Annotated in this window: 16 protein-coding genes; 3 read left to right on the top strand and 13 right to left on the bottom strand. The window is 63.4% G+C overall.

The window, feature by feature from the left end; translation table 11 throughout:
- Positions 1–51 precede the first annotated feature (51 nt).
- Positions 52–2,034 carry a PhoX family protein gene (locus QOV41_RS07800; protein WP_284580600.1) on the bottom strand — a complete coding sequence of 661 codons (1,983 nt, stop codon included), beginning with the start codon at positions 2,032–2,034 and terminating at the stop codon, positions 52–54.
- Between the two features lie 172 nt (positions 2,035–2,206).
- Between QOV41_RS07800 and QOV41_RS07795 the strand changes: the two genes are divergently transcribed.
- Complete coding sequence (locus tag QOV41_RS07795; RefSeq protein ID WP_284580599.1) at positions 2,207–3,658, top strand: YcjX family GTP-binding protein; 1,452 nt, start codon at positions 2,207–2,209, stop codon at positions 3,656–3,658.
- Positions 3,655–4,671, top strand: a complete 1,017-nt coding sequence (locus QOV41_RS07790) for a YcjF family protein (RefSeq protein ID WP_284580598.1) — start codon at positions 3,655–3,657, stop codon at positions 4,669–4,671. Before QOV41_RS07795 ends, QOV41_RS07790 begins: the two co-directional genes overlap by 4 nt.
- Here the strand turns inward: QOV41_RS07790 and QOV41_RS07785 are convergent, their stop codons facing one another.
- The 12 genes from QOV41_RS07785 to QOV41_RS07730 form a co-directional block, all read right to left on the bottom strand.
- Positions 4,672–5,226 (bottom strand): DUF2269 family protein, encoded by a 555-nt coding sequence (locus QOV41_RS07785; RefSeq protein ID WP_284580597.1) that lies wholly within the window; start codon positions 5,224–5,226, stop codon positions 4,672–4,674.
- 106 nt (positions 5,227–5,332) lie between these two features.
- Entirely contained in the window at positions 5,333–6,094 is a 762-nt protein-coding gene (locus tag QOV41_RS07780) for an EAL domain-containing protein (protein WP_284580596.1), read from the bottom strand.
- Between the two features lie 87 nt (positions 6,095–6,181).
- Positions 6,182–6,502 (bottom strand): 2Fe-2S iron-sulfur cluster-binding protein, encoded by a 321-nt coding sequence (locus QOV41_RS07775; protein ID WP_284580594.1) that lies wholly within the window; start codon positions 6,500–6,502, stop codon positions 6,182–6,184.
- A 64-nt stretch (positions 6,503–6,566) separates the two neighbouring features.
- Positions 6,567–7,592 (bottom strand): NAD(P)/FAD-dependent oxidoreductase, encoded by a 1,026-nt coding sequence (locus QOV41_RS07770; RefSeq protein WP_284580593.1) that lies wholly within the window; start codon positions 7,590–7,592, stop codon positions 6,567–6,569.
- Between the two features lie 150 nt (positions 7,593–7,742).
- Complete coding sequence (locus QOV41_RS07765; protein ID WP_284580592.1) at positions 7,743–9,017, bottom strand: phosphoadenylyl-sulfate reductase; 1,275 nt, start codon at positions 9,015–9,017, stop codon at positions 7,743–7,745.
- On the bottom strand, positions 9,004–10,659 hold the full coding sequence (locus QOV41_RS07760; RefSeq protein ID WP_284581221.1) for a nitrite/sulfite reductase: 1,656 nt from the start codon (positions 10,657–10,659) through the stop codon (positions 9,004–9,006). Before QOV41_RS07760 ends, QOV41_RS07765 begins: the two co-directional genes overlap by 14 nt.
- Positions 10,646–10,969 carry a DUF2849 domain-containing protein gene (locus tag QOV41_RS07755; protein WP_284580590.1) on the bottom strand — a complete coding sequence of 108 codons (324 nt, stop codon included), beginning with the start codon at positions 10,967–10,969 and terminating at the stop codon, positions 10,646–10,648. Before QOV41_RS07755 ends, QOV41_RS07760 begins: the two co-directional genes overlap by 14 nt.
- A gap of 2 nt (positions 10,970–10,971) precedes the next feature.
- A complete protein-coding gene (cysG, locus tag QOV41_RS07750) occupies positions 10,972–12,366 on the bottom strand; it encodes a siroheme synthase CysG (RefSeq protein ID WP_284580589.1) in 1,395 nt (464 codons plus the stop codon).
- 188 nt (positions 12,367–12,554) lie between these two features.
- Entirely contained in the window at positions 12,555–12,875 is a 321-nt protein-coding gene (locus QOV41_RS07745; RefSeq protein WP_284580587.1) for a 2Fe-2S iron-sulfur cluster-binding protein, read from the bottom strand.
- Between the two features lie 140 nt (positions 12,876–13,015).
- Positions 13,016–14,191, bottom strand: a complete 1,176-nt coding sequence (locus QOV41_RS07740; RefSeq protein ID WP_284580586.1) for a class I SAM-dependent methyltransferase — start codon at positions 14,189–14,191, stop codon at positions 13,016–13,018.
- Positions 14,188–15,786, bottom strand: coding sequence for a peptide chain release factor 3 (locus tag QOV41_RS07735; RefSeq protein WP_284581220.1), 1,599 nt, complete (start codon positions 15,784–15,786; stop codon positions 14,188–14,190). The genes QOV41_RS07740 and QOV41_RS07735 overlap by 4 nt, the downstream gene beginning before the upstream one ends.
- A gap of 119 nt (positions 15,787–15,905) precedes the next feature.
- The gene (locus QOV41_RS07730) at positions 15,906–16,298 is read right to left on the bottom strand and encodes an Hpt domain-containing protein (RefSeq protein ID WP_284580585.1); all 393 of its coding nucleotides are present in this window, start codon (positions 16,296–16,298) and stop codon (positions 15,906–15,908) included.
- 378 nt (positions 16,299–16,676) lie between these two features.
- Here QOV41_RS07730 and QOV41_RS07725 point away from each other — a divergent pair, with 378 nt between their 5' ends.
- On the top strand, positions 16,677–23,192 hold the full coding sequence (locus QOV41_RS07725) for an apolipoprotein A-IV repeat region-like domain-containing protein (protein ID WP_284580584.1): 6,516 nt from the start codon (positions 16,677–16,679) through the stop codon (positions 23,190–23,192).
- The last annotated feature ends 135 nt before the right edge of the window (positions 23,193–23,327 follow it).

Raw genomic sequence — 23,327 nt, 5'->3', positions numbered from 1 at the left:
GGTCAGGTAGAAAGCAGAAGGGGGAAGACTGTTGCCCTCCCCCCATCACTTCTAGACAGCGATCTTGCCGCCACCCTGCTTGGTCACGACCACCACCGATGGGCGCACCGGCATGTTGTCGTTGAAGTCGGGCCAGCGGGTCGAAAGGTCCTCGTAGTAGGATGGGCGGCCATGGCCTTCCCAGTCTTCGCCACCATCGGCCGGATGCTGCACGGCTAGGAACAGGGTCTCACCATTGCCCGTGAAGACCGGACCACACATTTCGGCGCCGACCGGTACGCGGAAGAACAGGCGCGAGGTGCCGCGGGCATTGCCTTCCGTGTCCACGGCCCACAAGCCATCGGTACGGCCGGTGTCGGTTGGGTTGTTGCCGTCGGTCGAAACCCACAGGCGGCCATCGGCGTCCACGGCGGCGTTGTCGGGCATGCCGAACCAGCCGTTTTCCGAAGTGTCGGTGGTAAAGGTGGCGCCAACTTCGGCAATCGAGGGATCGCCGCACTTGAGCAGGATTTCCCAGGTGCCCGAGGTGGCGGCGAAGTCACCATCGTCTTCGGCAATCTCGATGATGTGGCCGAAGGCGTTCTCGGCGCGCGGATTGGCGGCGTTGACCTCTTCTTCCGTGCGGCGGGTGTTGTTGGTCAGCATGACATAGACCTTGCCACTGCCGCTATTGGGCTGGATGTCCTCGGGCCGATCCATCTTGGTGGCGCCCAGCAGGTCGGCAGCGCGGCGGGTCTCAATGACCACGTCGGCCTGGCTGTTGAAGCCGTTCTCGGCGGTCAGCGGGCCTTCGCCATGGATCATCGGCATCCATTCCATGGTGCCGTCTTCTTCGAACTTGGCAACGTAGAGCGTGCCTTCGTCGAGCAGGTCCATGTTGGCGGCGCGATCATCGGCGTTATAGGTGCCGGCGGTCACGAACTTGTAGACATAGTCGAAGCGCTCGTCGTCACCCGAATACAGGACGACCTGGCCGTTGGGAGCAACGATGCTCGCGGCGCCTTCATGCTTGAAGCGGCCCAGTGCGGTGCGCTTCTTGGGGACCGAGTTCGGATCCATCGGATCCACTTCGACGACATAGCCGAAGCGGTTCATCTCGTTGGGTTCCTTGGAGACGTCGAACCGGTCGTGGTAGTTGTGCCACTGGTACCAGCCGCCGGGACCACCCAGGCGCTCGTAGTTGGCCGCCTCGGCGTGACCTTCCGGCAGTTCGCCGGCGAAGTAGCCGTGGAAGTTCTCTTCGGCCATAAGGTAGGTGCCCCAGGGCGTAACGCCACCAGCACAGTTATTGAGCGTGCCGAGCACTTCGGTGCCGGTTGCGTCGGCGCTGGTCTTGAGGCGGTCGTGACCGGCGGCAGGGCCGGTAACCAAGGTCGGCGTCGTGCCGGTGATGCGGCGGTTGTACTTGCTATCGGCAACGCGGCGCCACTGGCCGTCGACCTTCTCGATTTCGATGATTGAGCCACCATGAGCGGCCAGCTCTATATCGACCTGCTCTTCGGAAAGGTCGCCCTGCACGGCTTCGCCGTCGACAATCTCGACCAGGCCCGGGAACATCAGGTGCGGGTTGGTATATTCGTGGTTCACGACCAGCAGGCCATGCTCGTCCGAGCCGTCTAGCGGGATGTAGCCGACGTAATCGTTGTTATAGCCGAACTGGCCGGCCTGGGCTTCGGCAGTCTGGTTCTCAGGATCGAATTCGGGAGCGCCCGAGACTACCGGGTCGCCCCAGCGCATCAGGATCTTGGCGTCATAGCCTTCGGCGACGTGGTGGTTGGCGTCAACACCGGCAGTGACTTCGGGGAACGAGAAGGCCGAGCTGCCTTCCTGGGCTTCAGCGCGCGGCGCGCTCAGCAGGGCAGCCGGGCCAACGGTGGCGGCGATAGCGGAAACGGCGAGCGATCCCTGGAGAAAGCCGCGGCGCGAGAAGCGCGCAGCAATGATCTCGCCCATGGTGCGATTCTGGGAAGTATTGGTCGGGTCGAACTCGGCGGTTTCGAGTCCCTGGGTAGGGAAAGTCGGTTTGTCGGTCATGGGCGCGGAGCTCCTCAACAGCTGGGCAGGCGTTCAGTTTTGAACGGTTCCAGTGTTTAGGGCTGTGCTTTGACAGCTCCGCGACAAAGCAAGACAGTCCCATGACGGCAGGAACAGCTTGAACATCCGCGTCTCTCGCCTATCTTGCTGAGGAGACCAGAGTGAGTTCCGCGTGCCCCAAGCTCCCACGACCATTGTCGACGAAGTGGGCATCGCCCTTGCCAACCTGGCCGACAGCACGTCAGGCGCCTTTACCCCCACGTTGCGCCTGGGCGTTACTGGCCTCAGCCGCGCCGGCAAGACTATCTTTATCACCGCCTTGATCCACAACCTGCTGACCGGCGGTCGCCTGCCCGGCTTCACGCCACTAGCGGAGGGCCGCTTCATCGGCGCGCGACTGGCGGAATATCCCGAGGCCACCATCCCTCGCTTTGCCTATGAGCAGCATATCGAAGCGTTGACCGGCAGGGAGCCCACTTGGCCCGAGAGCACCCGCCGGATATCGCAGCTGCGGATTGTCCTTAAATATCAATCCTCGCGCTGGTTCTCCGGCATGCGCGGTCCTTCCACCCTCAATCTCGACATCGTTGACTATCCCGGCGAGTGGTTGCTCGACTTGCCGCTCCTGGGTCTGACCTTTGCCGAATGGAGCGCGGAGGCGCTGGAGCGCGCCCGCCGCCCTGGCTCCGGCAAGGAGGCCAGCCCCTTTCTCGAACTGCTCGCCGGCATCGACCCGCTCAAGGGCGCCAACGACCCCGATGCGGAGCGGTTGGCGGCGAGCTTCACCGACTATCTCCGGCGCAGCCGCGAGCACGGCGCACTCTCCACTCTCCCGCCCGGACGCTTCCTCTTGCCCGGCGACCTTGAAGGCTCCCCCGCCCTCACCTTTGCGCCCATGGACAAGCCAGCCAGCACCAGTCGCAAGGGCAGCCTCTATGCCATGCTGGAGCACCGCTACGAGGCCTACAAGGATCAGGTGGTGCGCCCTTTCTTCCGCGATCACTTCGCCCGGCTGGACCGGCAGATCGTCCTAGTCGACGCGCTGCGGGCGCTGAACGCTGGCCCCGCAGCTGTCGCTGATCTCGAAACCGCGCTTACGGCGGTGCTCGCCTGTTTCCGCCAGGGTGAAACCAACCCGCTGCTGCGCCCCTTCGTACGGCGTATCGATCGCATCCTCTTTGCCGCAACCAAAGCCGATCATGTGCACCACACCAGCCATGACCGTCTGGAGAGCCTGCTCAACCGGCTCGTCGCCAGCGCATCCAAGCGCGCCCGCTTTGCTGGCACCGACACGCGCTCACTGGCGCTGGCCGGTATCCGCGCCACCCGCGAGGGCACGATAAACCAAAGTGGCGAGACCCTGCCCACCATCATTGGCACACCCATGGCGGGCGAGGCGCTGGATGGCACCACCTATGACGGCAAGACCGAAATCGCGCTCTTCCCCGGCGACCTGCCCGAGCGACCCGATTCCCTCTTTGAAGACGGCGCCCCCGTGGCGCTTAACTTCCTCCGCTTCCGTCCACCCGGCCGCCTGGATCGCAATGACGCTGGCGACGTGCTCCTGCCGCACATCCGCTTCGACCGAGCGCTGGACTACCTTTTGGGAGACAAGCTCAAGTGAAGCGCCCCGTCGCCCAACCCACTCCACCGTCAGCGGAAAGCAGCCAATCCCATCGCCTTCCGCGCGCCTTTTCGGCTGGTGATGCGGAACTGACCGAAGCCGCTTTCGACACCACCCCAACAGACGAGGATTCGGTCGCCCCGCCCCCTCGGCGAATGGGGTGGCTGGCCAAACTCGCCTGGGCTTGCGGCGGCGTTCTGGTGTCGGCCGGCATCGGTCTTGCCATCGACCGTCTGCTGCGCGACCTCTTCGCAGCCCATCTTTGGCTGGGCTATGTCGGCATCGCCGTAACGGTCGCGTTCATCCTGGCGCTCGCCGCGCTGGTCATACGCGAATGGCTGTCCCTGCGCCGCCTCGAGGTTCTCGATGAGCTGAGCCGCGACGCAAGCCAAGCGGTCGCCACCAATGATCGCGATCAGGCAGGGCGCGTCGTCGATCATCTGCTGGGCATCTATGGCGGTCGTCCCGACCTCGCCCGCGACCGCGAACAGGTGAAGGACCACCTCCCGCATCTCTTCGATGGCACTGAGATCGTCGCTCTTGCCGAACGCAACCTCATGGCGCCACTTGATCGCCGCGCACGGGCGCTCACTGCCGCCTCGGCGCGCCGGGTAGCACTCGTTACCGCCGTGTCGCCACGCGCCCTGGTGGATATAGCCTTCGTAATCTGGGAGAGCGTCCGGCTGGCCGGTGCCATTGCCCGCCTGTACGGCGCCCGGCCCGGGCTGGCCGGTTCGTGGCGGCTGGCAGGCGCCATCCTGACCCATCTGGCTGTCACTGGCGGCCTGGTGCTGACCGATGGACTGGTCGAGCAACTCGTCGGCCAGGGGCTCGCCGCCAAGCTCTCGGCACGGCTGGGTGAGGGCGTGGTCAATGGCCTCATGACCGTGCGGGTCGGCATCGCGGCCATGCGCGTCGTCCGGCCCCTGCCCTTCGACACCCAGCCCCAGCCCACCGTCCGCGACTTCCTACCGGATCTCGCCAACCTCACACGCGAGGCGGCGGCGCGGTAACTACGCCGCCGGGGCGAGCGTCCCGCCCGGTTTGACGATCAGGAAGGCAAAGGCGGCTGCAATAATGGCTGCCGCCATGACCACCAGCACGGCTAGATCGCCATAGCCGGGTTTGAACACCATATCAGCGATGATCACCACCAGCACCACCTGATCGAAGCGGCCCTTGCGCAGCAGATCGGCATTGAGCGCCCGCACGGCGGGGCTGTCGGGCCCCTCCTTCTGCGCCAGTTCAGCGATCCGGTCCGTCGTCGGCTTGATGATGGTCATGCCGATGCCGATGGTGGCGGCGATGCCCACCAGCGCCAGGATGATCCACAGCTCGGCGAAGCTCCAGGCCAGGGCTGTGACGAGAACGCCGGACACCAACGTCAGCAGAGACATGGGCATGAAGAAGGCGGCACCCAGCCGCGCCGCCACTGCCGAGAAGCCGCTAAAGACCGGTCCCGGGGAGCGCTGTGCGAACCCCGCGGCCACAGCCAGGAGTATGCCACCGCCCACCCAGGCGGTCGCCGTGACGATATGCAAGAAATTGAAGACTTCGTACCAGCCCATGAGACCCTCCGTCCGGAGCAAGCAACAGGAAGACTAGACTATGAAGTAGAAGACCAAGCTTACGCCGCTTTTGTCCCTGGCACATCAGGAATATTGCGCAGTCTTCCTAAGCCGCCTGCAGCAGTCCATCCATGGGCTGGAAAGTCTCCAGCATGGGCTTGGCGAAGTAGTAGCCTTGGAACAGGCGGATGCCGGCTGCCTTGAGCGTCGTTAGTTCCGCTTCACTCTCGATACCTTCGGCGAGAATGGTGATGCCCAGCTCGCCCCCGATGCCCACGATGCCGGCAATCACCGCCTGCCGGGCCGCCGAAGTCTCGACCCCACGGATCAACTCCATGTCGATCTTGATGAGGTCGGTCTGGAACTTGGCCAGCAGCCCCAAGCCCGCATAGCCGGCACCGAAATCGTCGAGCGCCGTCATGAAGCCCATGCGCTTGTATTCGGCGACGATATTGGCCACGTGGGCGACATCGGTCATCCGCTCGTTCTCGGTGAACTCGAACATGAGCCGCTTTGGATCGAACCGAGCACTTGCTGCCGCTGCAAGGGTGGCGCGAATGCAGGCCTTGGGCTCGTAGACGGCATTGGGCATGAAGTTGATCGAGAGCCGCGCCTTGGATGCGACCGGCAGCTTGGCGCCGGCGAGCTCAACGGCCTTCACCCGGCACGCCTGGTCGAAGACATAGCGGTTAGCCTCGGTGACAGCGGCAAGGATTGTCCCGGCGCCCTGCCCCTCGGTGCCGCGCACCAGGGCTTCATAGCCCCAGATCTCCTTGGCCTCGATATCGATGATGGGCTGGAACGCCATGGTAAAGGCAAGAGGAAACGGGGCAGCGTCGCGGCATCCCTGACAACCGACATTCGCCATGAAATAACCTATGTTAAAAGCAGCAGAAGAACTTCTTCCACTATCCCGCACAGGCCTTAAATATCGGCAAAGGGCAGCAGGTTATAGTCAGTCCTTGGCGGCGCTCGGCGCCAGCGTCACCCGCAGGCCATCGAGCTCTTCGTTCATCAGGATCTGACAGCTGAGACGCGAGTTGGACTTCACGTCCCCTACGCTGTCCAGCATGTCCTCTTCCTCGTCGCTTGGTGCGCCCACGCGATCCATCCACTCGCCGTCCACATAGACGTGACAGGTCGCGCAGCTAAGGGCGCCACCGCATTCGGCCTTGATGTTGAGGCCCCAATCACGGATCACCTCCATCACGCGCCAGCCCTCGAGCCCTTCGAGCTCGTGGTTTTCTCCCGCTTGGTCGGTGACGTGGATCTTCATCTGGCGCTCCTCAACAGCGGGGCGTGCTTAACGTTCAATGGATATGCAGCGCAAGGGCGACCGCTTAGGCGACGCCCAGCTTCTTCTGCAGCTTGGTCGAGCTGGTCGTATACTGGAACACCACCCGCTCATCGGGCGAGATGATCTTCTTGGCCGCCTGCGCCATCAGCGCCGCCTCGTGGAAGCCCGAGAGGATCAGCTTGAGCTTGCCCGGATAATGGTTGATGTCGCCAATGGCGAAGATGCCGGGCACCGAGGTCTCGAAATTCTCGGTATCGACCACGATGGTGTTGTCGTTGAGCTCCAGCCCCCAATCGGCTACCGGACCCAGCTTCATGGTCAGCCCGAAGAACGGCAAGAGGCGCGTTGCCGGCACTGAAAGGTCGCCTGCATCGGTGGTCAAATGCACATGGTCGATCTGCCCGTCCTTGCCGTCGAGCTTGGCGATCTGGCCGAGCATGAACTGGATCTTGCCCTCCATCACCAGCTCTTTCATCTTGTTGACCGAGGCCGGCGCCGCCTTGAAGGCATCGCGGCGGTGCACTAGGGTCAGCGAACGAACGATCGGCTGCAGGTTCAGCGTCCAGTCCAGCGCGGAGTCCCCGCCACCCACGATGACCACGTCCTGGTCGCGGAAATCGTCCATCTTGCGCACGGCGTAAAAGACCGACTTGTTCTCGTACTGCTCGATCTCGGCCACCGGCGGGCGCTTGGGCTGAAACGAGCCGCCACCGGCGGCGATCACCACCACCTTGGCATGAAAGATCTCATCGGCATCGGTGGTCAGACGGAACGAGCCGTCCGGCAGCTTCTCAAGGCTATTGACCATGCGGCTGAAGTGGAATTCGGGCGAGAACGGCGCGATCTGCGCCATCAGGTTATCGGTCAGCTGCTGCCCGGTCACCACCGGAAAAGCAGGAATGTCGTAGATCGGTTTTTCCGGATAAAGCTCGGCGCACTGCCCGCCCGGCCGGTCGAGAATGTCGATGAAATGGCTTTTGATGTCGAGCAGCCCGAGTTCAAAGGCCGCGAACAGCCCGCAGGGGCCCGCGCCGATCACAACAACATCGGTGGTGATTTCAGTGCTCATTTCTCAAGTCCATACTCGCCAGGGATCAGCTCATCCCCGGGTCATTCCCACATAGGCGGGAACCTCTGTTGGCAGGAACTGGGGTTCCCGCTTGCGCGGGAATGGCCCGGTGAAGTGAAGCCCAATCAGGACTTCAGAAGTCCACTTATCTCACGATACGCGGCGAAGAAAGGGGCGGGTACCCACCGGCACCTCGGACGTGCCAACAGGCTGGTAGAACAGCGCGACTTCCGGCAGCCGGTTTTCAATCAGCGCCTGGCGCGTCGGCTCGTGGCTGACCAACAGCGCAGTGATGCCGCAGCGGCGCATATGCGGGATCTGGTCCTGCAACACATCGCCCACGGCCCGGATTTCCCCGCGATAGCCAAAGCGCTCCGCCAAGAGGCGCGCCGTGGAATAGCCGCGTCCGTCGGTAAAGGCGGGGAAGCTGATGGCGATCGAGGCGAAGCGCCCCAGATCGGCCTCGGCATCCTCGATCTTATCGCCGGGCGAGACCAGCAGCCCCAGCGGATGCGGGTTGGCCAGCACGGCCTCACGATTGGCCAGGAATACCGGCAGCGGCACATGCACATAGCGCACGGCCGCTGGATCGTCTCCATCGACCCAGGCGCGGAACGGGTCGGCAACGAAGGTGCCGTCCTTCCACAGCGGGTGCTTTGCGGCGGCAGTCATGGGCTTGGCAATTGCTCCGTTGAAGTCGAAATGAATGCCGCATTCGCGCTTGTCGCGACCACGCCAGCGTCCGGCACGCGGATCCTCGCCTTCGGCCACAACCGAGGTGCAGGGCGCGCAGCCGATCGACCTATAGCCCTTAGCGAACAGGGGGTGCTCGGGCAAGTCGTGCTCGGTCTTATAGCGATTGACGTCGGCATCGGAGAAGTAGGCCAAAGGGTTGACCTTGATGCGATCATCGCTGGTCAGCTCGAAATGGGGCAGCACGCCCCGCTCGGCTGTCTGGAAGCGCTTGCGACCGGTCACCCAGCCGCCGAATTGTTCGGTAATGGGCTCCAGCGGCTCGGTCTTGCGGATATGGCAGCAGGAGTCCGGATCGGTTTCCCAGAGATCGCCATGCGGATCGAACCGCGCGATGTCCTTGGCGTCGGGATGGATCGCGCGGACATTGATCAATCCCAGGCGCTTCTTCAGTGCCTCGACATAGTCCAGCGTCTCAGCGAAGTGCTTGCCGGTCTCGAGGAAATAGACCGGCAGGCTGGGGTCCACCTGCGCCACCATGTGGAGCAGCACGGCAGAATCTGCACCAAAGGACGAAACGATCGCCAGGTCACCAGGCAGCACTTCAGCCGTCGCGTAGCGCAGCACTCCCAGGGCATCCATCTCGTCGAACATGCCATTGAGGGCTAGGATACCGAGAGCTCGCAGCCGATCATGGGCTACGGGTGTCGGCGCAAGCTTAGGCAGTGCCATAGAGAGCCTCCTTGAACGGCGCTTCCCCGAGCCGCCGATAGGCCTGGATGAAGGTCTCGCCCGCTTCGCGCTTGGCGATATAGGTGTCCACCAGCTTCTCAATGGCACCGGGCACGTGGTCGGCCTCGAAGCCGGGCCCGATGATCTTGCCCACTGAAGCCGCTTCCGTGGCGTCCCCGCCCAGTGTGATCTGGTAGAGTTCGCCGCCCTTTTTTTCGACACCCAGAATGCCGATATGGCCGACATGGTGATGCCCGCAGGCATTGATGCAGCCCGAAATCTTGATCTTGAGCTCACCGATTTCGGCCTGCCGCTGCGGCTCGGCGAACGTGCGAGAGATCTCCTGGGCAATTGGGATCGAGCGGGCATTGGCCAAGGCACAGAAGTCTAGTCCCGGGCAGCAGATCATGTCGGTGATAAGGTTGTTGTTGGCCTCGGCCAACTCGGCAGCGACCAGCGCGTCATGAACCGCACGCAGATCGGCGATCGCCACATGCGGCAGCACCAGGTTCTGCTCGTGCGTCACCCGCAACTCGTCGAACGAATAGCGTTCGGCGAGATCTGCCACCACGTCCATCTGCGGGTCGGTGGCATCGCCGGGCGCGCCACCCACGGGCTTGAGCGAAATCGTCACCGAGGCATAGCCCGGCTGGGCATGGGCATTGATGTTGTTGTCCAGCCAGCGGCCATAGGCCGGATCGATAATCGACTCATAGGCCACGTCGATCTTGGTCACCGACTGGGCGGCGAACGGCGGCGGCGCAAAATAGGTTGAGATCCGGTCGAGTTCCTGCTGCGGCAGCGTCAGCACGCCACCCCGCACCTCGGCGAACTCGGCCTCGACCTGGCCCTTGATGGTTTCGAGGCCTTCCTCGTGCACCAGGATCTTGATGCGCGCCTTGAACTTGTTGTCGCGCCGACCATAGCGGTTGTAGACCCGCATGATGCTCTCGAGATAAGCGAGCAGATGTTCATTGGGCACAAAGCTGTTGATCAGCTTGCCGATCATCGGCGTACGGCCCAGGCCGCCCCCCACCCAGACTTCCCAGCCGATCTCGCCCGCCGCATTGGTCGCCGCCTGCAGGCCGATGTCGTGGAAGCGAATGGCCGCCCGATCATGCCGGGCGCCCGTCATGGCAATCTTGAACTTGCGTGGCAGGTAGCTGAATTCGGGATGAAGGCTCGACCACTGCCGGATGATCTCCGCGACCGGGCGCGGATCGATGATCTCGTCGGCAGCAGCACCGGCGAACTGGTCGGTGGTGACATTGCGGATGCAATTGCCTGAGGTCTGGATGGCGTGCATCTCGACGCTCGCCAGCTCCTCGAGGATCACCGGAATGTCCTTGAGACGGGGCCAGTTATACTGAATGTTCTGCCGCGTGGTGAAATGCCCATAGCCGCGGTCATAGGTGCGCGCGATATGGGCGAGCTTGCGCATCTGCCGTGACGACAGCGTGCCATAGGGCACCGCAACGCGCAGCATATAGGCGTGCAGCTGCAGATAGAGCCCATTCATCAACCGCAGCGGCCGGAACTGCTCTTCGCTGAGCTCGCCCGAGAGGCGCCGCTTCACCTGATCGGCAAATTGCGCGGTGCGGCCCGCTACGAAAGCCGCGTCGAATTCGTCATATCGATACATGACCGTCCTCACCCAGATGTTGGCGGTCGTAAGCCTGCCCATTCAAACTCAGTGGCGCGGTGGGACCCGCGGCCCTGATGCGCTCGCGCAGGCGCTTGGGCACGATGCGCCCCTCAACCTGCTCAACTTCCTCTGCCTCGAGGCTGACGATGCGCCCCGTCGCCTTGCTCGCGGCCAGCGCGGCATCGCGTTCGGTTGCCTCTTCCTTGCTGAAGAGCCGCGCCGCCTGCAGATCCTCGACCCAGTTGCCCTCGCGGTCGAGATAGACGGTGCCGCCAGAGATCAGCTCGTTCCCGGTCAAAATTTCCATGTCTATGCTACTACCTTGAAGCTCTGCGCCTGGAGCGTGGCGGCATCCGCCCAGTCTCCGGCCGCGACGGCCTCGCCTACGAAGATGATTGCCGGACCCTCGGCGAGCGTCACATCGCCCTCGATCAGCGACCGCAAATTGCCCGAATATGTCGACCTGTTGCTGCGCCCCGCGTTGACCACGATGCCCACCGGCAAAGCCGGGCTGGCGCCATGGGCGACGAGACGGCCAGCCACCTCGCTCACCACCGACTTGCCCATATAGAGCGCCAGCGTCAGTCCTGATTGGGCCAGCGAGGCCCAATGGTCGAGATCGCTGTCATCGGCGCCATGTGCGGTCGCCATGATAAAGCCGCTTGAAACCTTGCGCAGGGTTACCGGCGTCGCCGTATCGGCAGCAGCCGCCAGTGCGGCACTGACGCCCGGCACAATCTGGTAGCCGATCCCGGCCTTGCGTAGCGCGGCGATTTCCTCGCCGGCGCGACCGAACACCATGGGATCACCCGATTTGAGCCGCGCCACCCGCTTGCCTTCCCCGGCGAGCCGCACGAGGAGCGTGTTGATCTGCGCCTGGCTGAAGCTGTGATGCCCCTTGGCCTTGCCCACGCTGATGCGTTCGGCGTCGCGCCTTCCCATCTCGACCACGGCGTCCGGCACGAGTTGGTCATGCACGATCGCATCCGCTTCTTGCAGCAGGCGCTGCGCGCGAAGGGTCAAGAGGTCTTCCGAACCGGGACCGGCGCCGATCAGCCAGACCACGCCCTGCCCACCCATTTCGCCGTGCTGAGCCAAAAGCGCTTCCGCAGCAGCCGCACCCCGGCCCGCAGCTTCTGCCAACTCGATCTCGGGCGAGGTCACGAGGGTCTCATAGAACCGCCGGCGCGCCGCGTTGTCGTGAATCAGTGCCTCAGCCTTTTTGCGCAAGCTCCCGGCTAGACCCGCGATTTTCCCGATCCGCGGCGACAGCATCGCCTCGATCCGGGCGCGGACGAGCCGCGCCAACACCGGCGCCTCGCCTTCACTCGAAATGGCAATCGTCAGCGGCGCCCGCTCGACAATGGAGGGTGTATAGAAGTCGCACTCATGCGGCACATCGACGACATTGAGCGGCACGCCTTGCCGCCGCGCCTCGCGCTTGGCGAGCTCGGCATCGGGGCTTTCTTCAGCCACGAAGACCAGCGCCGCCCCCTTGAGGTCGCAGGGGGAGAAACCGCGCTGGATCGGCATGGCGCCAAGCGCTGCGAAATCAGCCTCGATATGACGCGAAATAATGACGACCTCTGCAGTCGTCTTTGTGACCAGCCGGGCCTTGTTGAGGGCTTCGTCGCCACCGCCGACAATGACGATGCGCTGGCCGCTCACTTTATAGCTCAACGGGAATGTGTTGAGTTGACCCATGGGAACCCTATCGTGACTGACGCCTAGAATATCGCAGCCGGACAGGGTCAAACAAGCAACTGGGATTCAATAGCTTTTATATTTCATCTGCGCATGGGCCAGTGGAAAGCCCGCAACGAAGATGCCGCAGCGCCGCTAAATGAATCTCGCAGCGGCGCCCAACGAGCAAATCGCCTCGCGCCTTCTCGTCAGCCCTGACGGCTTGGCACATGCACGACAAGGCCTTCGAGCTCGTCGCGCACCTTGATCTGACAGGACAGCCGGCTGTTCGGCTTCACGTCGAAGGCGAAGTCCAGCATGTCTTCTTCCATGTTCGAAGGCCCGCCGACCGTCTCGGTCCAATCGGCGTCGACATAGACATGGCAGGTGGCGCAGGTGCAGGCGCCGCCACATTCGGCAACGATCCCGGGCACCCCGTTCATGATCGCTGTTTCCATCACGGTCGCCCCGTTCTGGCCCTCGGTGTCAATGCGTTCGCCGTCCTGCTGGACAAAAGTTATCTTGGTCATAGGTCTCGGTAGGAGCTTGCTGGTCTCGAGGGATATAAGCGATGGACGGCTGCTTTGTAACCCACGCCCGCAACACACAGGGTGTCACCCCGGCCTTGAGCCGGGGTCCTCACCTCCCTTCGAGGAGGAGGTGAAGAGCGCTACACCCCCAGCAGCCCTTCAAGGTAGTGCTTGCCAATCCCGAACATGGCCTTGGTCTCGGCGATCTGCCTGAGCACCGCCTCCCGGTCGCGACCGGCGCGGCCATCCTTTTCGGCAACAATCAGATTGTTCTTCGGGGTATGGGCATCGGAGATGAACTCGAACACCTTGGTGCGATAGCCATGGAGCTCTAGCAGGAGCGCCCGGAGCGTGTCGGTCGCCATTTCGGCCTGCCGCTCGAGAAAAATGCCGTGCCGCAGCAGCGGCTCCAGCCGGGCTTCGGCGGCGCCCGCTTCCATCTCGCGGCGGATCTGCTTGTGGCAGCACGGCGCCACCGCGATCAGCGACGCCCCTGCTTCGATGCCCTTGAAGATCGCATCGTCGGTCGCGGTATCACAGGCATGGAGCGCGATCACCGCATCTATGCCACTGGCATCAAAGCCGCCGATCGTCCCGGCAACAAAGCGCAGTTTGGAAAAACCACTCTTTTGTGCTGTTTCGTTGCTGTTCCGCACGAGTTCGTTGCGCAGTTCGACACCAGTTATGTCGACGTTTCTGCCCTGGGCGCTGAAGTAGTCGTAGAGCGCAAAGTCGAGATAGCCCTTGCCTGCACCCATGTCGACAATGCGCGGCATCTCGCTCTTGATCGATTGAATCAGGGGCGCAAAAATCTCGACCATCTTGTTGATTTGTCGAAACTTGTCCTGCCCGTCCTTGCGCACATTGCCCGCCTCGTCGGTGATCTTGAGGTCAATCAGCCAGGGCTTAGCATCGGCCTTGAGCGGCCGGTTCTTGGCCCGGTCATGCTCGGCAGAAACCGCTTCTCGTCCAGCCACTTCCGAGCGCTTGAGCCGAACCTTATCCCCGTTGCGCTCCAGCATGATATCCTCGCTGGTGGTGCTGAGCTGGGCGCTGCGGAACTCTGTCCGGAGCCACCCGCGCAGCAGCCCCATAGCTTCGGGCAGGATGTTGTTCTTGATGATGTCGCGCGTCTTGTAGTGATAGGTGAAGGAGAGCTTCTCGGCTCCCTTGGCCACGATCTTCTTGGCCTCCATCGACTTCAGATCGGCTTCAGTGCCGTGGTAGCCGCCCAGCTTGAGGCGCACCAGCGAGCCATCGGAGAAGGCCGACTTCAGCACACTCAGCAGTTCCTCGATACGGTCGGGCGGGTTCAATGCCGTTCCTTGGTGGTGAGGAAGCGGATCGCCGGATAATCCTGCTTGGCGCGGTCGGCCCACCAGGCGTTCTGCGCCAGGAATACCGGCGCGCCCGAGCGGTCCTCGGCCATGTTCATCTTCTGAGCGGTGATGAAGCGTTTGAGTTCCTCGGGATCGTCGCTCTCGACCCAGCGCGCCACCTCATAGCCCATGCTCTCGAAGGTGATCGGAACGCCATATTCCTTGGCAACGCGTGCGGACAGCACTTCGAGCTGCAATTGCCCCACCACGCCCACGATCCAGTCGGCGCCAACCAGGCGGCGGAAAACCTGCGTCACGCCCTCTTCGGATAGGTCGCTGAGCGCCTTGGCCATCTGCTTGGTCTTCATCGCATCGGCAAGCCGCACGCGACGGATGATTTCGGGCGCAAAGTTCGGGATGCCAGTGACATTGACCGAGGCGCCTTCGGTCAGCGTGTCACCCACGGAGAGCGTACCGTGATTGGGAATGCCGACGATGTCGCCCGCGACAGCCTGTTCGGCCAGTTCGCGGTCGTTGCCGAAAAAGAACATCGGATTGGAGACCGCCATGTCCTTGCCGGACCGCACGTTCTTCAATCGCATGCCGCGCGTAAAGGTACCCGAGCACAGGCGCACAAAGGCGATGCGGTCGCGGTGATTGGCGTCCATGTTCGCCTGCACCTTGAACACGAAGCCCGAGACCTTCTTTTCGCTTGGATGGATCGGCGACGGTACGGCGGGCTGTGCCCGTGGCTCAGGCCCCCACTCGCCTAGCGTACGCAGCAGTTCGGCAACGCCGATGCCCTTGAGCGCCGAACCGAACAGCACGGGACTAAGATGGCCCTCATGGAAGGTCTTGAGATCAAACGGCGGCAGCATGGCCCGCGCCAGTTCGAGTGTCTCGAGCGACGTCATGAGCACCGGGTCATCCACCAGTGCCTCGTTCTCCAAGAGATCCTCGATTTCTTCGAACTCGGCAATCGGCTTGCCCTGCGGGTTGACGACGCGCTTTTCGAGCAGGTCGAGATACCCATGGAAATCGACGCCCTGCCCTACCGGCCACAGCACGGGGGTGAGGTCGAGCGCCAGCTTGCCTTGGATCTCGTCGATTAGGTCAAGCGGCGACAGGCCTTCACGATCGATCTTGTTGATGAAGGTAATGATGGGAATGTCGCGCAGCCGGCAGACTTCAAACAGCTTAAGCGTCTGCGACTCGATGCCCTTGGCCGCGTCGATGACCATGATCGCCGCGTCCACGGCCGTCAGCGTGCGATAGGTATCTTCCGAGAAGTCCGAGTGACCTGGCGTATCCAACAGGTTGAGGGTCAGCCCATCATACTCAAAAGTCATCACGGACGAGGTGATGGAAATGCCGCGCTGCTGCTCCATCTCCATCCAGTCCGACCGGGTGGAACGGGCGCCTGCCTTGCCGCGCACCGCGCCAGCCGACTGGATCGCGCCGGCGGCTGCCAGCAGGCGTTCGGTCAGCGTGGTCTTGCCGGCGTCGGGGTGCGAGATGATCGCGAAGGTTCGGCGCGTGCGGAATGGTTCTGCGGAAACGGCGCGGCTCTCGCCCGGCGCCATATTGGTCATGGTCATGGAAGCTGTTGGCCTGTGGGTGCCCCAACCGGGGCAACGTAGCGCTTTTCAATATGGGCGCTCTATAGGCGAAGGCAAGGTTTGGGTCAAACCGGGCCCAACTTACATGAGCTTTATGCCGGAGCTCGGCTCAGCATGTCGGCGATAAAGACCCGCACTTCTTCGGCAGCGATAGCCAGATCGTCGAGTTGTTCCGCCAGGAGGTCCCCTCCTGCCTGCACCTTCGCCTCGATGGCGCGGGCGAGATCGGCCACCGCAAAGGCGCCAACCCCATTGGCAGCTCCCTTGATGGAGTGCAGGTGGAGTAGCACCGCCTCCCGGTTTTGCGCCGTCGCGAGGCGCCCGAGATAGGTCACGAGCGTGGAATCGAACAGGCGCAGGATCTCGTATTCGAGGTGCTCGTCGCCGAGGCACTGCTTAGCTAAGTGCACGAGGTCTATCGGGCGGGCTGGTCGCGCGTCCAAGGCGAAAGACGATGATCGAGCAGCAGTTGATTGGTTCGCCATTCTGGTTCCTTCCGCAGGTTCTTTATAGCTCTGCGGTTCGCTCGGCTGAAGACGGGGGTAATACCGCAAAATCAGCTTACGCACTCCCCGATAAACAGGGCCTTAAGTCACATCTTCGCCTTTGTTTGGACATCCACATGCCCACAGCGCTTGTCCCCAAAAAATTAACCTTTAGGTAAGAAAGCGCTCGGTTTGAATAAAATTGAATGTATGAATGGGCTTTGAACCAGCGCGCGGCGGCGGGGGTGGTGGAACAATCCGGGGCATTTGCATCGAATTGTTCCGGTTTGGCCATCGGCCCGGAAACGGGTGGGGTGGCATGTCTACTCCACGAGCCCGCCTTGTCGCTGCCAAGCCGACGCGAGAGTTGTAAAGAGTATGGCGAAAAACCCGACCCCCAATAATGATCCCGCCGCGCTTGCTTTTTCCGCCGTTGAGGATGCGCTGAAGGACTCGGTTTTCAGCCTCGATAGTACCCCCGCCAAGGAGCCTGAGCGTCAGCAGGCCAACACCACCGAGCGTAAGACAAACGGGTCCCGGTCCGAGCGCCTCCGGGCTGCCGACAAGATTGCCCAGCAGGCTGGCACCGTCGCCAATGACGACCGCATCTCCACCTCGCGCATTCTCTATGGTCTGCAGAACCGCTCGTCGGCGGCGCCCACCTGGACCGCGGCAATCCTGTCGATCGTTTGGCTAGTTATCTCGGGCATCGGCGGCTACTTCCGCTTCGGTGGCCAGTTCGGCAATTTCGGACAGTTCGTCGGCACCCTCGATTTCATCGCGCTGGTCGCGATCATGTTCCTGCCCGTATTGGGCTTCTTTGCCGTTGCAACCCTGGTCCGCCGCGCCCAGGACCTGCGCAACGCCGCCTCCTCGATCACCCAGGCCGCCATGCGTCTGGCTGAACCTGAAGTTACCGCTGCCGACAAGGTCGCATCGGTCGGCCAGGCCGTGCGTCGTGAGGTGAACGCCCTTGGCGATGGCCTTGAGCGCGCCCTCTCCCGCGCCGGCGAGCTCGAGGTAATGATCCACAACGAGGTTACCGCGCTCGAACGCACCTACTCAGACAATGAATCCCGCATGCGCGCGCTGATCGCCGAATTGGCCAGCCAACGCGACAGTGTGCTCACCAATACCGAGCGCGTGCGCGAAGCGATCACCGAAAGCCACACCGGTCTCGTCTTCGACCTCGACATGATCAGCCAGCGCATTGCTGGCAGCATCGTTGAAAGCGGCGGCACCCTTACCCAGGCGCTCGAAACTGCCGGTAATACGCTCAACAACGAGTTTGGCGACCGCACCGACAAGTTCGTCTCTCTGGTCGAAAACCGCACCACCGATTTCCTCTCCACTCTCGATGACAGCACCAGCCGCCTGACGCTGGCTTTCGGCGATCAGACTTCGACCCTCTCCCAGTCCTTGGCAGAACGCGCCGAGCAGATGACGGCTGACGTGGAGGCCCGCATGCGCGCCCTCACCAATGCACTCGACTCGCAGGCCGAGAACATCACCGGGGCCATCGACTCGCGGGCGCAGCGCATCGAGGACAAGACAGCTAACCTCTCGGATGTGCTCGAAGCGCAAGCGCTGACAATCTCCGCGTCGATCGACGATCGCGCCCGCCGCATCGAGGCGAACACTGCCAATCTTGCCAGCGTTCTTGACCGACAGGCCGATACCATTGCTGAGGTAATCGACGAGCGGGCGCAGCGCATCGACGCCAACACGGCAGGCCTCTCCAGCGCGCTGGATGCACAGGCCGTGACGATCGCCGCGGCAATCGACGAACGCACCCGCCGCATCGAGGCTCAAACCGAGAACCTGTCCGGCGTACTGGACGCGCAGGCCATCACCATTACCGACGCCATCGATGCACGCGCTCGCCGTATTGAGGCTCAAACCGCGGACTTGTCCGGCGTGCTGGACGCACAGGCCGCCACCATCACCGACGCCATTGATGCACGCGCTCGCCACATCGAAGAGCACACCTCGCGGCTCACCGAGAGCTTCGAGGAACGCAGCAATGCCTTCTCCACCCTCCTGGACACCTCTACGGGCCAGCTGACCTCGGCACTGGACGAACGCACCGAGGCCATTTCCACCCTCTTAGCTGACGGCGGCTCGCTGCTGGTCGACCAGATGCGGTATCGTGGCGATGAAGTTGCCAGCGCCTTCGACGCCATTGGCCAGCGGATTGCCGAAGATATCGCGGGCCGCTCGCGCGAGGCTCACACCATGCTGTCGGCTCTCTCGCGCCAGCTCGACGAATCCGTCTCGATCCAACTCAACGCCATGGATAGCCGCCTCCAGTCGGCAGTCATCGAGATCAATGGTGCGCTGGACGACACTTCCGAGCGCGCGCGGGTGACGCTTGCGACCGCAGGGCAAGATTCCCTCAGCCAGTTCGACGCCCGCCTCAACGAGATCGCCTCGATCCTCGACACGCGTCTCCACACCCTGGATGGCGTCATCGGCGACAAGGGCGACAGCCTGATCGAGCGCCTGGAGCAACAGGGTAGCAACTTCGCCACCCGCGCCAACGTGCTCGAAATGGCGCTCGACGAGCAGTCGGGACGCTTCAATGATGTGATTACCGAGCGCACCCGCGAGATGGGTGAGGTGCTCGGCGCCCGCACCGCAGCGGTCACCGAGACCCTGGCCAATCGCAGCCATGAACTTTCTGCGTCGCTGGACACTCATGCCACCGTCATCTCCGATGTTCTGGACGAGCGCACCCGTGCCCTCGACGAGGTGCTGGCGAACCGCGCGGGCGAACTCAGCAGCTCGCTCGAAACACGCGCCCTGGAAATGGACGAATTGCTCGGCTCGCGCAGCAGTGAAATGAGCGAAGCCATTCGGCAGCGTTCGCAGGAACTGGGCGACACGCTCCAGACGAGCACCAGCGCCTTCGACCAGGCGATTGCCGGCAGGACGCAGCGACTTGCCGATACCCTATCCGAACAGACCACCGCTCTCTCCATCGAGATCGAGACCCGGGCGGTCTCCCTGACGGGTCAACTGGAGGAGCGCACCGAGGCATTGGTGCAGCAACTGGACGATCGCACCGGAACTCTCACCAGCCAGCTTGATGAGCGAACCACCGGTCTCCTGGGCGGAATGGACGAGCGGACCGGCAATTTCGCAGCCGAATTCGACCACCGCAGCGCCGGCTTGGTGAACCGTCTGGACTACCAGACCGACAATCTGGTTTCGCAACTCGACGAACGGGCGAACCTCTTCGGCTCGCAGGTTGAGGAACGCACCAGCGGCCTGATGGAACGCCTCGACCACCAGACCAGCAATCTTGTTGCTCAACTCGACGAGCGCGCGGGTCTTTTTGGTTCGCAGGTGGAGGAACGCACCAGCGGGCTGGTGGACCGTCTTGACCATCAGGCGACCAACCTGGTCTCCCAGCTTGATGACCGGGCAAACCTCTTCGGCTCACAGATCGAGGAACGCACTAGCGGGCTCGTTAACCGGCTGGACTATCAGACCCGGAACTTCGTGTCGCAGCTGGACGAGCGGGCGAACACAGTTGGCGCGCAGATCGAGGAGCGCAGCAGCACCCTGGTGAACCGGCTGGATGAGCAGACCAGCAGCTTGGTCTCCCAGCTCGACGACCGCGCCGGTACGCTGGTGTCGCGCATCGACGTGCAGAGCAGCACACTTATTGGCCAGATCGATGAGCGCACGGCCAACCTGACCGATGAAATCGGTGGCCGCACGTCAGCGCTCACCAACGAGCTCGGCGACCGGGCGCAGGAACTCCGGACCGCGCTCGATGGTGGTACGCAGCAGCTGGCGCAGACGGTGGGCACCCGCACCCAGCAGCTCACCGAGGCGCTCAACATTCGCACTCAGGCGCTGAGCGACACCCTTGCCACGCACACCACCTCTATCGGCGAGACCATAAGCCTGCGCACCGCCGATCTGGCCGACACCATCGCGCAGTCGGGCGAAGAGGCACGGACCAAGATCGAAACATCTCTGCACGGTGTTTCCGACACCATGCAGGAGCGCGTCACCGCCATGTCGGCAATCATCTCCGACAGCGTTGCCGAGGTGAACGCCAACCTTGGCCAAGGGCTCGACAGCGCCATCCTGCGCATTTCCGATGCGGAACACGGCGTCACCGCCCGCCTCGACTCGGCCAGTGCCACGGTGGGCGAGAGCGCCCGCAAGGCCGCCGACCTGATAGAGTCTGGCGTCAACTCGGCGCGCAAGGCAATCACCGACATGGTGGACCAGCGCCTGGGCACCCTGCCCGAGGCCATCACTGCCCGCGCCGACATCACGGCGGACCGGCTGGCAGCACTCAACGCTTCGATCAACACCTCGATCACCCAGTCCATGGCCGATCTCGAAGCTGGTGCCGACCGCATCGAGGAAACCATCTCGACCCGCATCAGCGCCGCCACGCAAAACATCTCCACCGATGTGATCGAAACGGCCGATCGCATGGACGCCGCGGTTCGCACCGCCCTGCAGCAGATCCGCATGGCCGCAACCGACATCGACCAGCTGGTGAGCGTGCGTGCCGTCGATGCTGTGGAGAACATCGAGTCGCGCCTGACTGGGCTCAACCAGACAGTCGAGCAGCAGACCAATGCCTTCGCCGCTCTGGTCAGCGAGAAGTCCGACCAGCTCGAAGGCGCCCTTTCCAATCACGGCAACATCCTTCGCAACGCCCTCACCGAGAACGCCCGCGAAGCCGAAGCCATCATGTCGGTATCGACCTCGCGCATCCTCACCGACGTCACGGCTGCGCTGGGCAAGCTCAACGATTCCAACCTGCTGCTGCAGCGGGTGCTGGATGCCTCGACTGCCAACCTAGCCAATCTCGAGACCAGCGTCGCCCAACAGACGTCGAACTATTCCAACACCATTCGCGACGCCATCGGCCAGACCGAACAGGCCGGCGAAATGGTCAGCCAGCACGTCAACGCCTTGCAATCGACCATCCGCTCCATGGTGGACGAGTTCTCGTCCGTCCTTGGCCGACTGGACCAGGAGGCTGCCAGCATGACGCGGGCCTCCAACTCCCTGGCCACCACCAGCGAGACGGCGCTCGATACGCTCGAAGAGCGCCGCGGCGCCATGGATGCGCTGGCCGCGACCTTCGCCTCGCGCGCCGACGACATTGATGGCCGCATGCGGATGTTTGCCCAGTCCATCGCCGATACGGTCAACGATACCGAGCGTCGCCTGATCGGTGCTCGCCGCGCGATGGACGAAGCGCTCCAGGCGACCAGCGGCAATGTTGCCGATGCGCTCGCCGAGACGACGCACACCATCACCGAGACGCTGGCCGCCGCGACGGGCGAGATCAACGACACGCTGCGTTCCACCACCAGCATTGTCAGCGAGGCGCTCTACAGCACTAACGACCGATTCACTTCGGCGCTCGACAACAGTGCCGCCCAGGTGGACAACGCCGTACAGCGTGCCGCCGAGGCCGCCGCCAATGCGCTCAACCAGACCTCCTCTTCGGTGCGCCTGGCCCTCAGCGAACAGGCCGCGCAGGTCAATGCAGCATTGGAAGAAAACGCCAACAAAGTGAGCGACGTGCTGAGCTCGACGGCCGGTAGCGTCACCGACGTTTTGACCTCCACCACCAGCACCCTGGCCGACACGATCAACGACAGCTCGGTGTCGGTGCGGAACGCCATTTCCTCCAACACCAGCCAGTTGCGCCACGCCATCGACCAGTCCACTGGCACCTTCCGCCAGGCCCTGGACGAGACCTCGGGTGAAGTCACCGAGCGGTTGGGCGAGTTCCGCCACGCGGCGGACTCCGAGAGCCGCCGCGCCAATACCGCCCTGCAGGAAGCGCAGGAGCGCATGGTAGACGAAATGCAGCGCGCCATGGAGGAGGCCACCAAGCGCTTCAACGACACGGCCCGCGCCATGCGGGAGACGGCCCGCGAAGTGGGCAGCGAACTCGAGGCCACCCGTGCCGAACTGGCTCGCGGCGTCAGCGAACTGCCTGAAGAGACTCGTGCCAGCGCCGCTGCCATGCGCCGTGTCGTGGCCGAGCAGATCGAGGCTCTGAGCGAACTCAACGCCATTGTCCGCGCGCAGCCGGCAACGCACGATCTTTCCGACCGCCGTCCCGCACGCCCTGCCCCACGCGCCGAGGCGCCGCGTCAGGAATACCGGTCCGAGCCGCCGGCCTACCAGCCGCCGCGCCAACCCGAGCCCGTGCGCGAGGCTTATCGGCCCGAGCCCGCAAGGCAGGCTTTGGTGGATCCAATCCGCCCAGCGCCGCGCCCCGCCGAGCCCGCTCGCGCCACCTTGACCGATCCAATCCGTACGCCGGAGCGTCAACCCGAGCCAGCGCCGCAGATGGGTCCACCCATGCCCCAGCCAGCGCCACAGCCTCAGCCCGTACGCCGGGCGGAAGCGCCGCGGCAGCCCGAACCCGCGCCGGCCGCAGAACCGCCGCGCCAGACAGTCGCTCAGGCGGAGCCAGTTGCTCAGGAGGCTGGTGGTTGGCTGCGCGACGTTCTGCGCAATGCAACCGCCAAGCAGCAGGGCAGCCAGCCGGCGCCCGCCCAGCCGGGCCTCTCGGGCCTAACCGAAGAGATCGCCCGCTCGATTGACGATGCGGCGCTCGCCGATGCCTGGTCCCGTTATCAGGCGGGCGAAAGCAACGTCTTCTCGCGCCGCATCTACACCCTTTCGGGTCAGGGTACCTATGACGAGGTCCGCCGCCGTCTGCAGCGGGACGCCGATTTCGCCCGTACGGCGCAGGCCTATATGGGTGAGTTCGAACAATTGCTGAAGCGCGCAGCTGCTGGCCCCCGCGCCGCTGCAGAGACCCGCGAATACCTGCTCTCGGACCGCGGCAAGGTTTACACCACCTTGGCTCACGCCAGCGGCCGCCTCACCTAATACGTCGACAGCTAAAAAGAGACACGGCCCCGGAGCGATCCGGGGCCGTTTCGTTTCCACTACCGCTCGCAGGGCCCTCGACGGAGGTGACTTAGACTACCCGAACAGCAAGGAATTAACCGCAGACTTCTGCTT

The sequence above is a fragment of the Devosia sp. RR2S18 genome (assembly GCF_030177755.1).
Taxonomy (GTDB): domain Bacteria; phylum Pseudomonadota; class Alphaproteobacteria; order Rhizobiales; family Devosiaceae; genus Devosia; species Devosia rhizosphaerae.
Note: the sequence above shows the minus strand (reverse complement) of the source record. Positions and strands in the feature narration are given on the sequence as shown.

Excerpts from the sequence above, each read along its gene's own strand:
- QOV41_RS07800 (WP_284580600.1), bottom strand. The coding sequence starts at position 2,034 with ATGACCGACAAACCGACTTTCCCTACCCAGGGACTCGAAACCGCCGAG.
- QOV41_RS07785 (WP_284580597.1), bottom strand. The coding sequence starts at position 5,226 with ATGGGCTGGTACGAAGTCTTCAATTTCTTGCATATCGTCACGGCGACC.
- QOV41_RS07780 (WP_284580596.1), bottom strand. The coding sequence starts at position 6,094 with ATGGCGAATGTCGGTTGTCAGGGATGCCGCGACGCTGCCCCGTTTCCT.
- QOV41_RS07775 (WP_284580594.1), bottom strand. The coding sequence starts at position 6,502 with ATGAAGATCCACGTCACCGACCAAGCGGGAGAAAACCACGAGCTCGAA.
- QOV41_RS07770 (WP_284580593.1), bottom strand. The coding sequence starts at position 7,592 with ATGAGCACTGAAATCACCACCGATGTTGTTGTGATCGGCGCGGGCCCC.
- QOV41_RS07765 (WP_284580592.1), bottom strand. The coding sequence starts at position 9,017 with ATGGCACTGCCTAAGCTTGCGCCGACACCCGTAGCCCATGATCGGCTG.
- QOV41_RS07760 (WP_284581221.1), bottom strand. The coding sequence starts at position 10,659 with ATGTATCGATATGACGAATTCGACGCGGCTTTCGTAGCGGGCCGCACC.
- QOV41_RS07755 (WP_284580590.1), bottom strand. The coding sequence starts at position 10,969 with ATGGAAATTTTGACCGGGAACGAGCTGATCTCTGGCGGCACCGTCTAT.
- cysG (WP_284580589.1), bottom strand. The coding sequence starts at position 12,366 with ATGGGTCAACTCAACACATTCCCGTTGAGCTATAAAGTGAGCGGCCAG.
- QOV41_RS07745 (WP_284580587.1), bottom strand. The coding sequence starts at position 12,875 with ATGACCAAGATAACTTTTGTCCAGCAGGACGGCGAACGCATTGACACC.
- QOV41_RS07735 (WP_284581220.1), bottom strand. The coding sequence starts at position 15,786 with ATGACCAATATGGCGCCGGGCGAGAGCCGCGCCGTTTCCGCAGAACCA.
- QOV41_RS07730 (WP_284580585.1), bottom strand. The coding sequence starts at position 16,298 with ATGGCGAACCAATCAACTGCTGCTCGATCATCGTCTTTCGCCTTGGAC.
- QOV41_RS07725 (WP_284580584.1), top strand. The coding sequence starts at position 16,677 with ATGGCGAAAAACCCGACCCCCAATAATGATCCCGCCGCGCTTGCTTTT.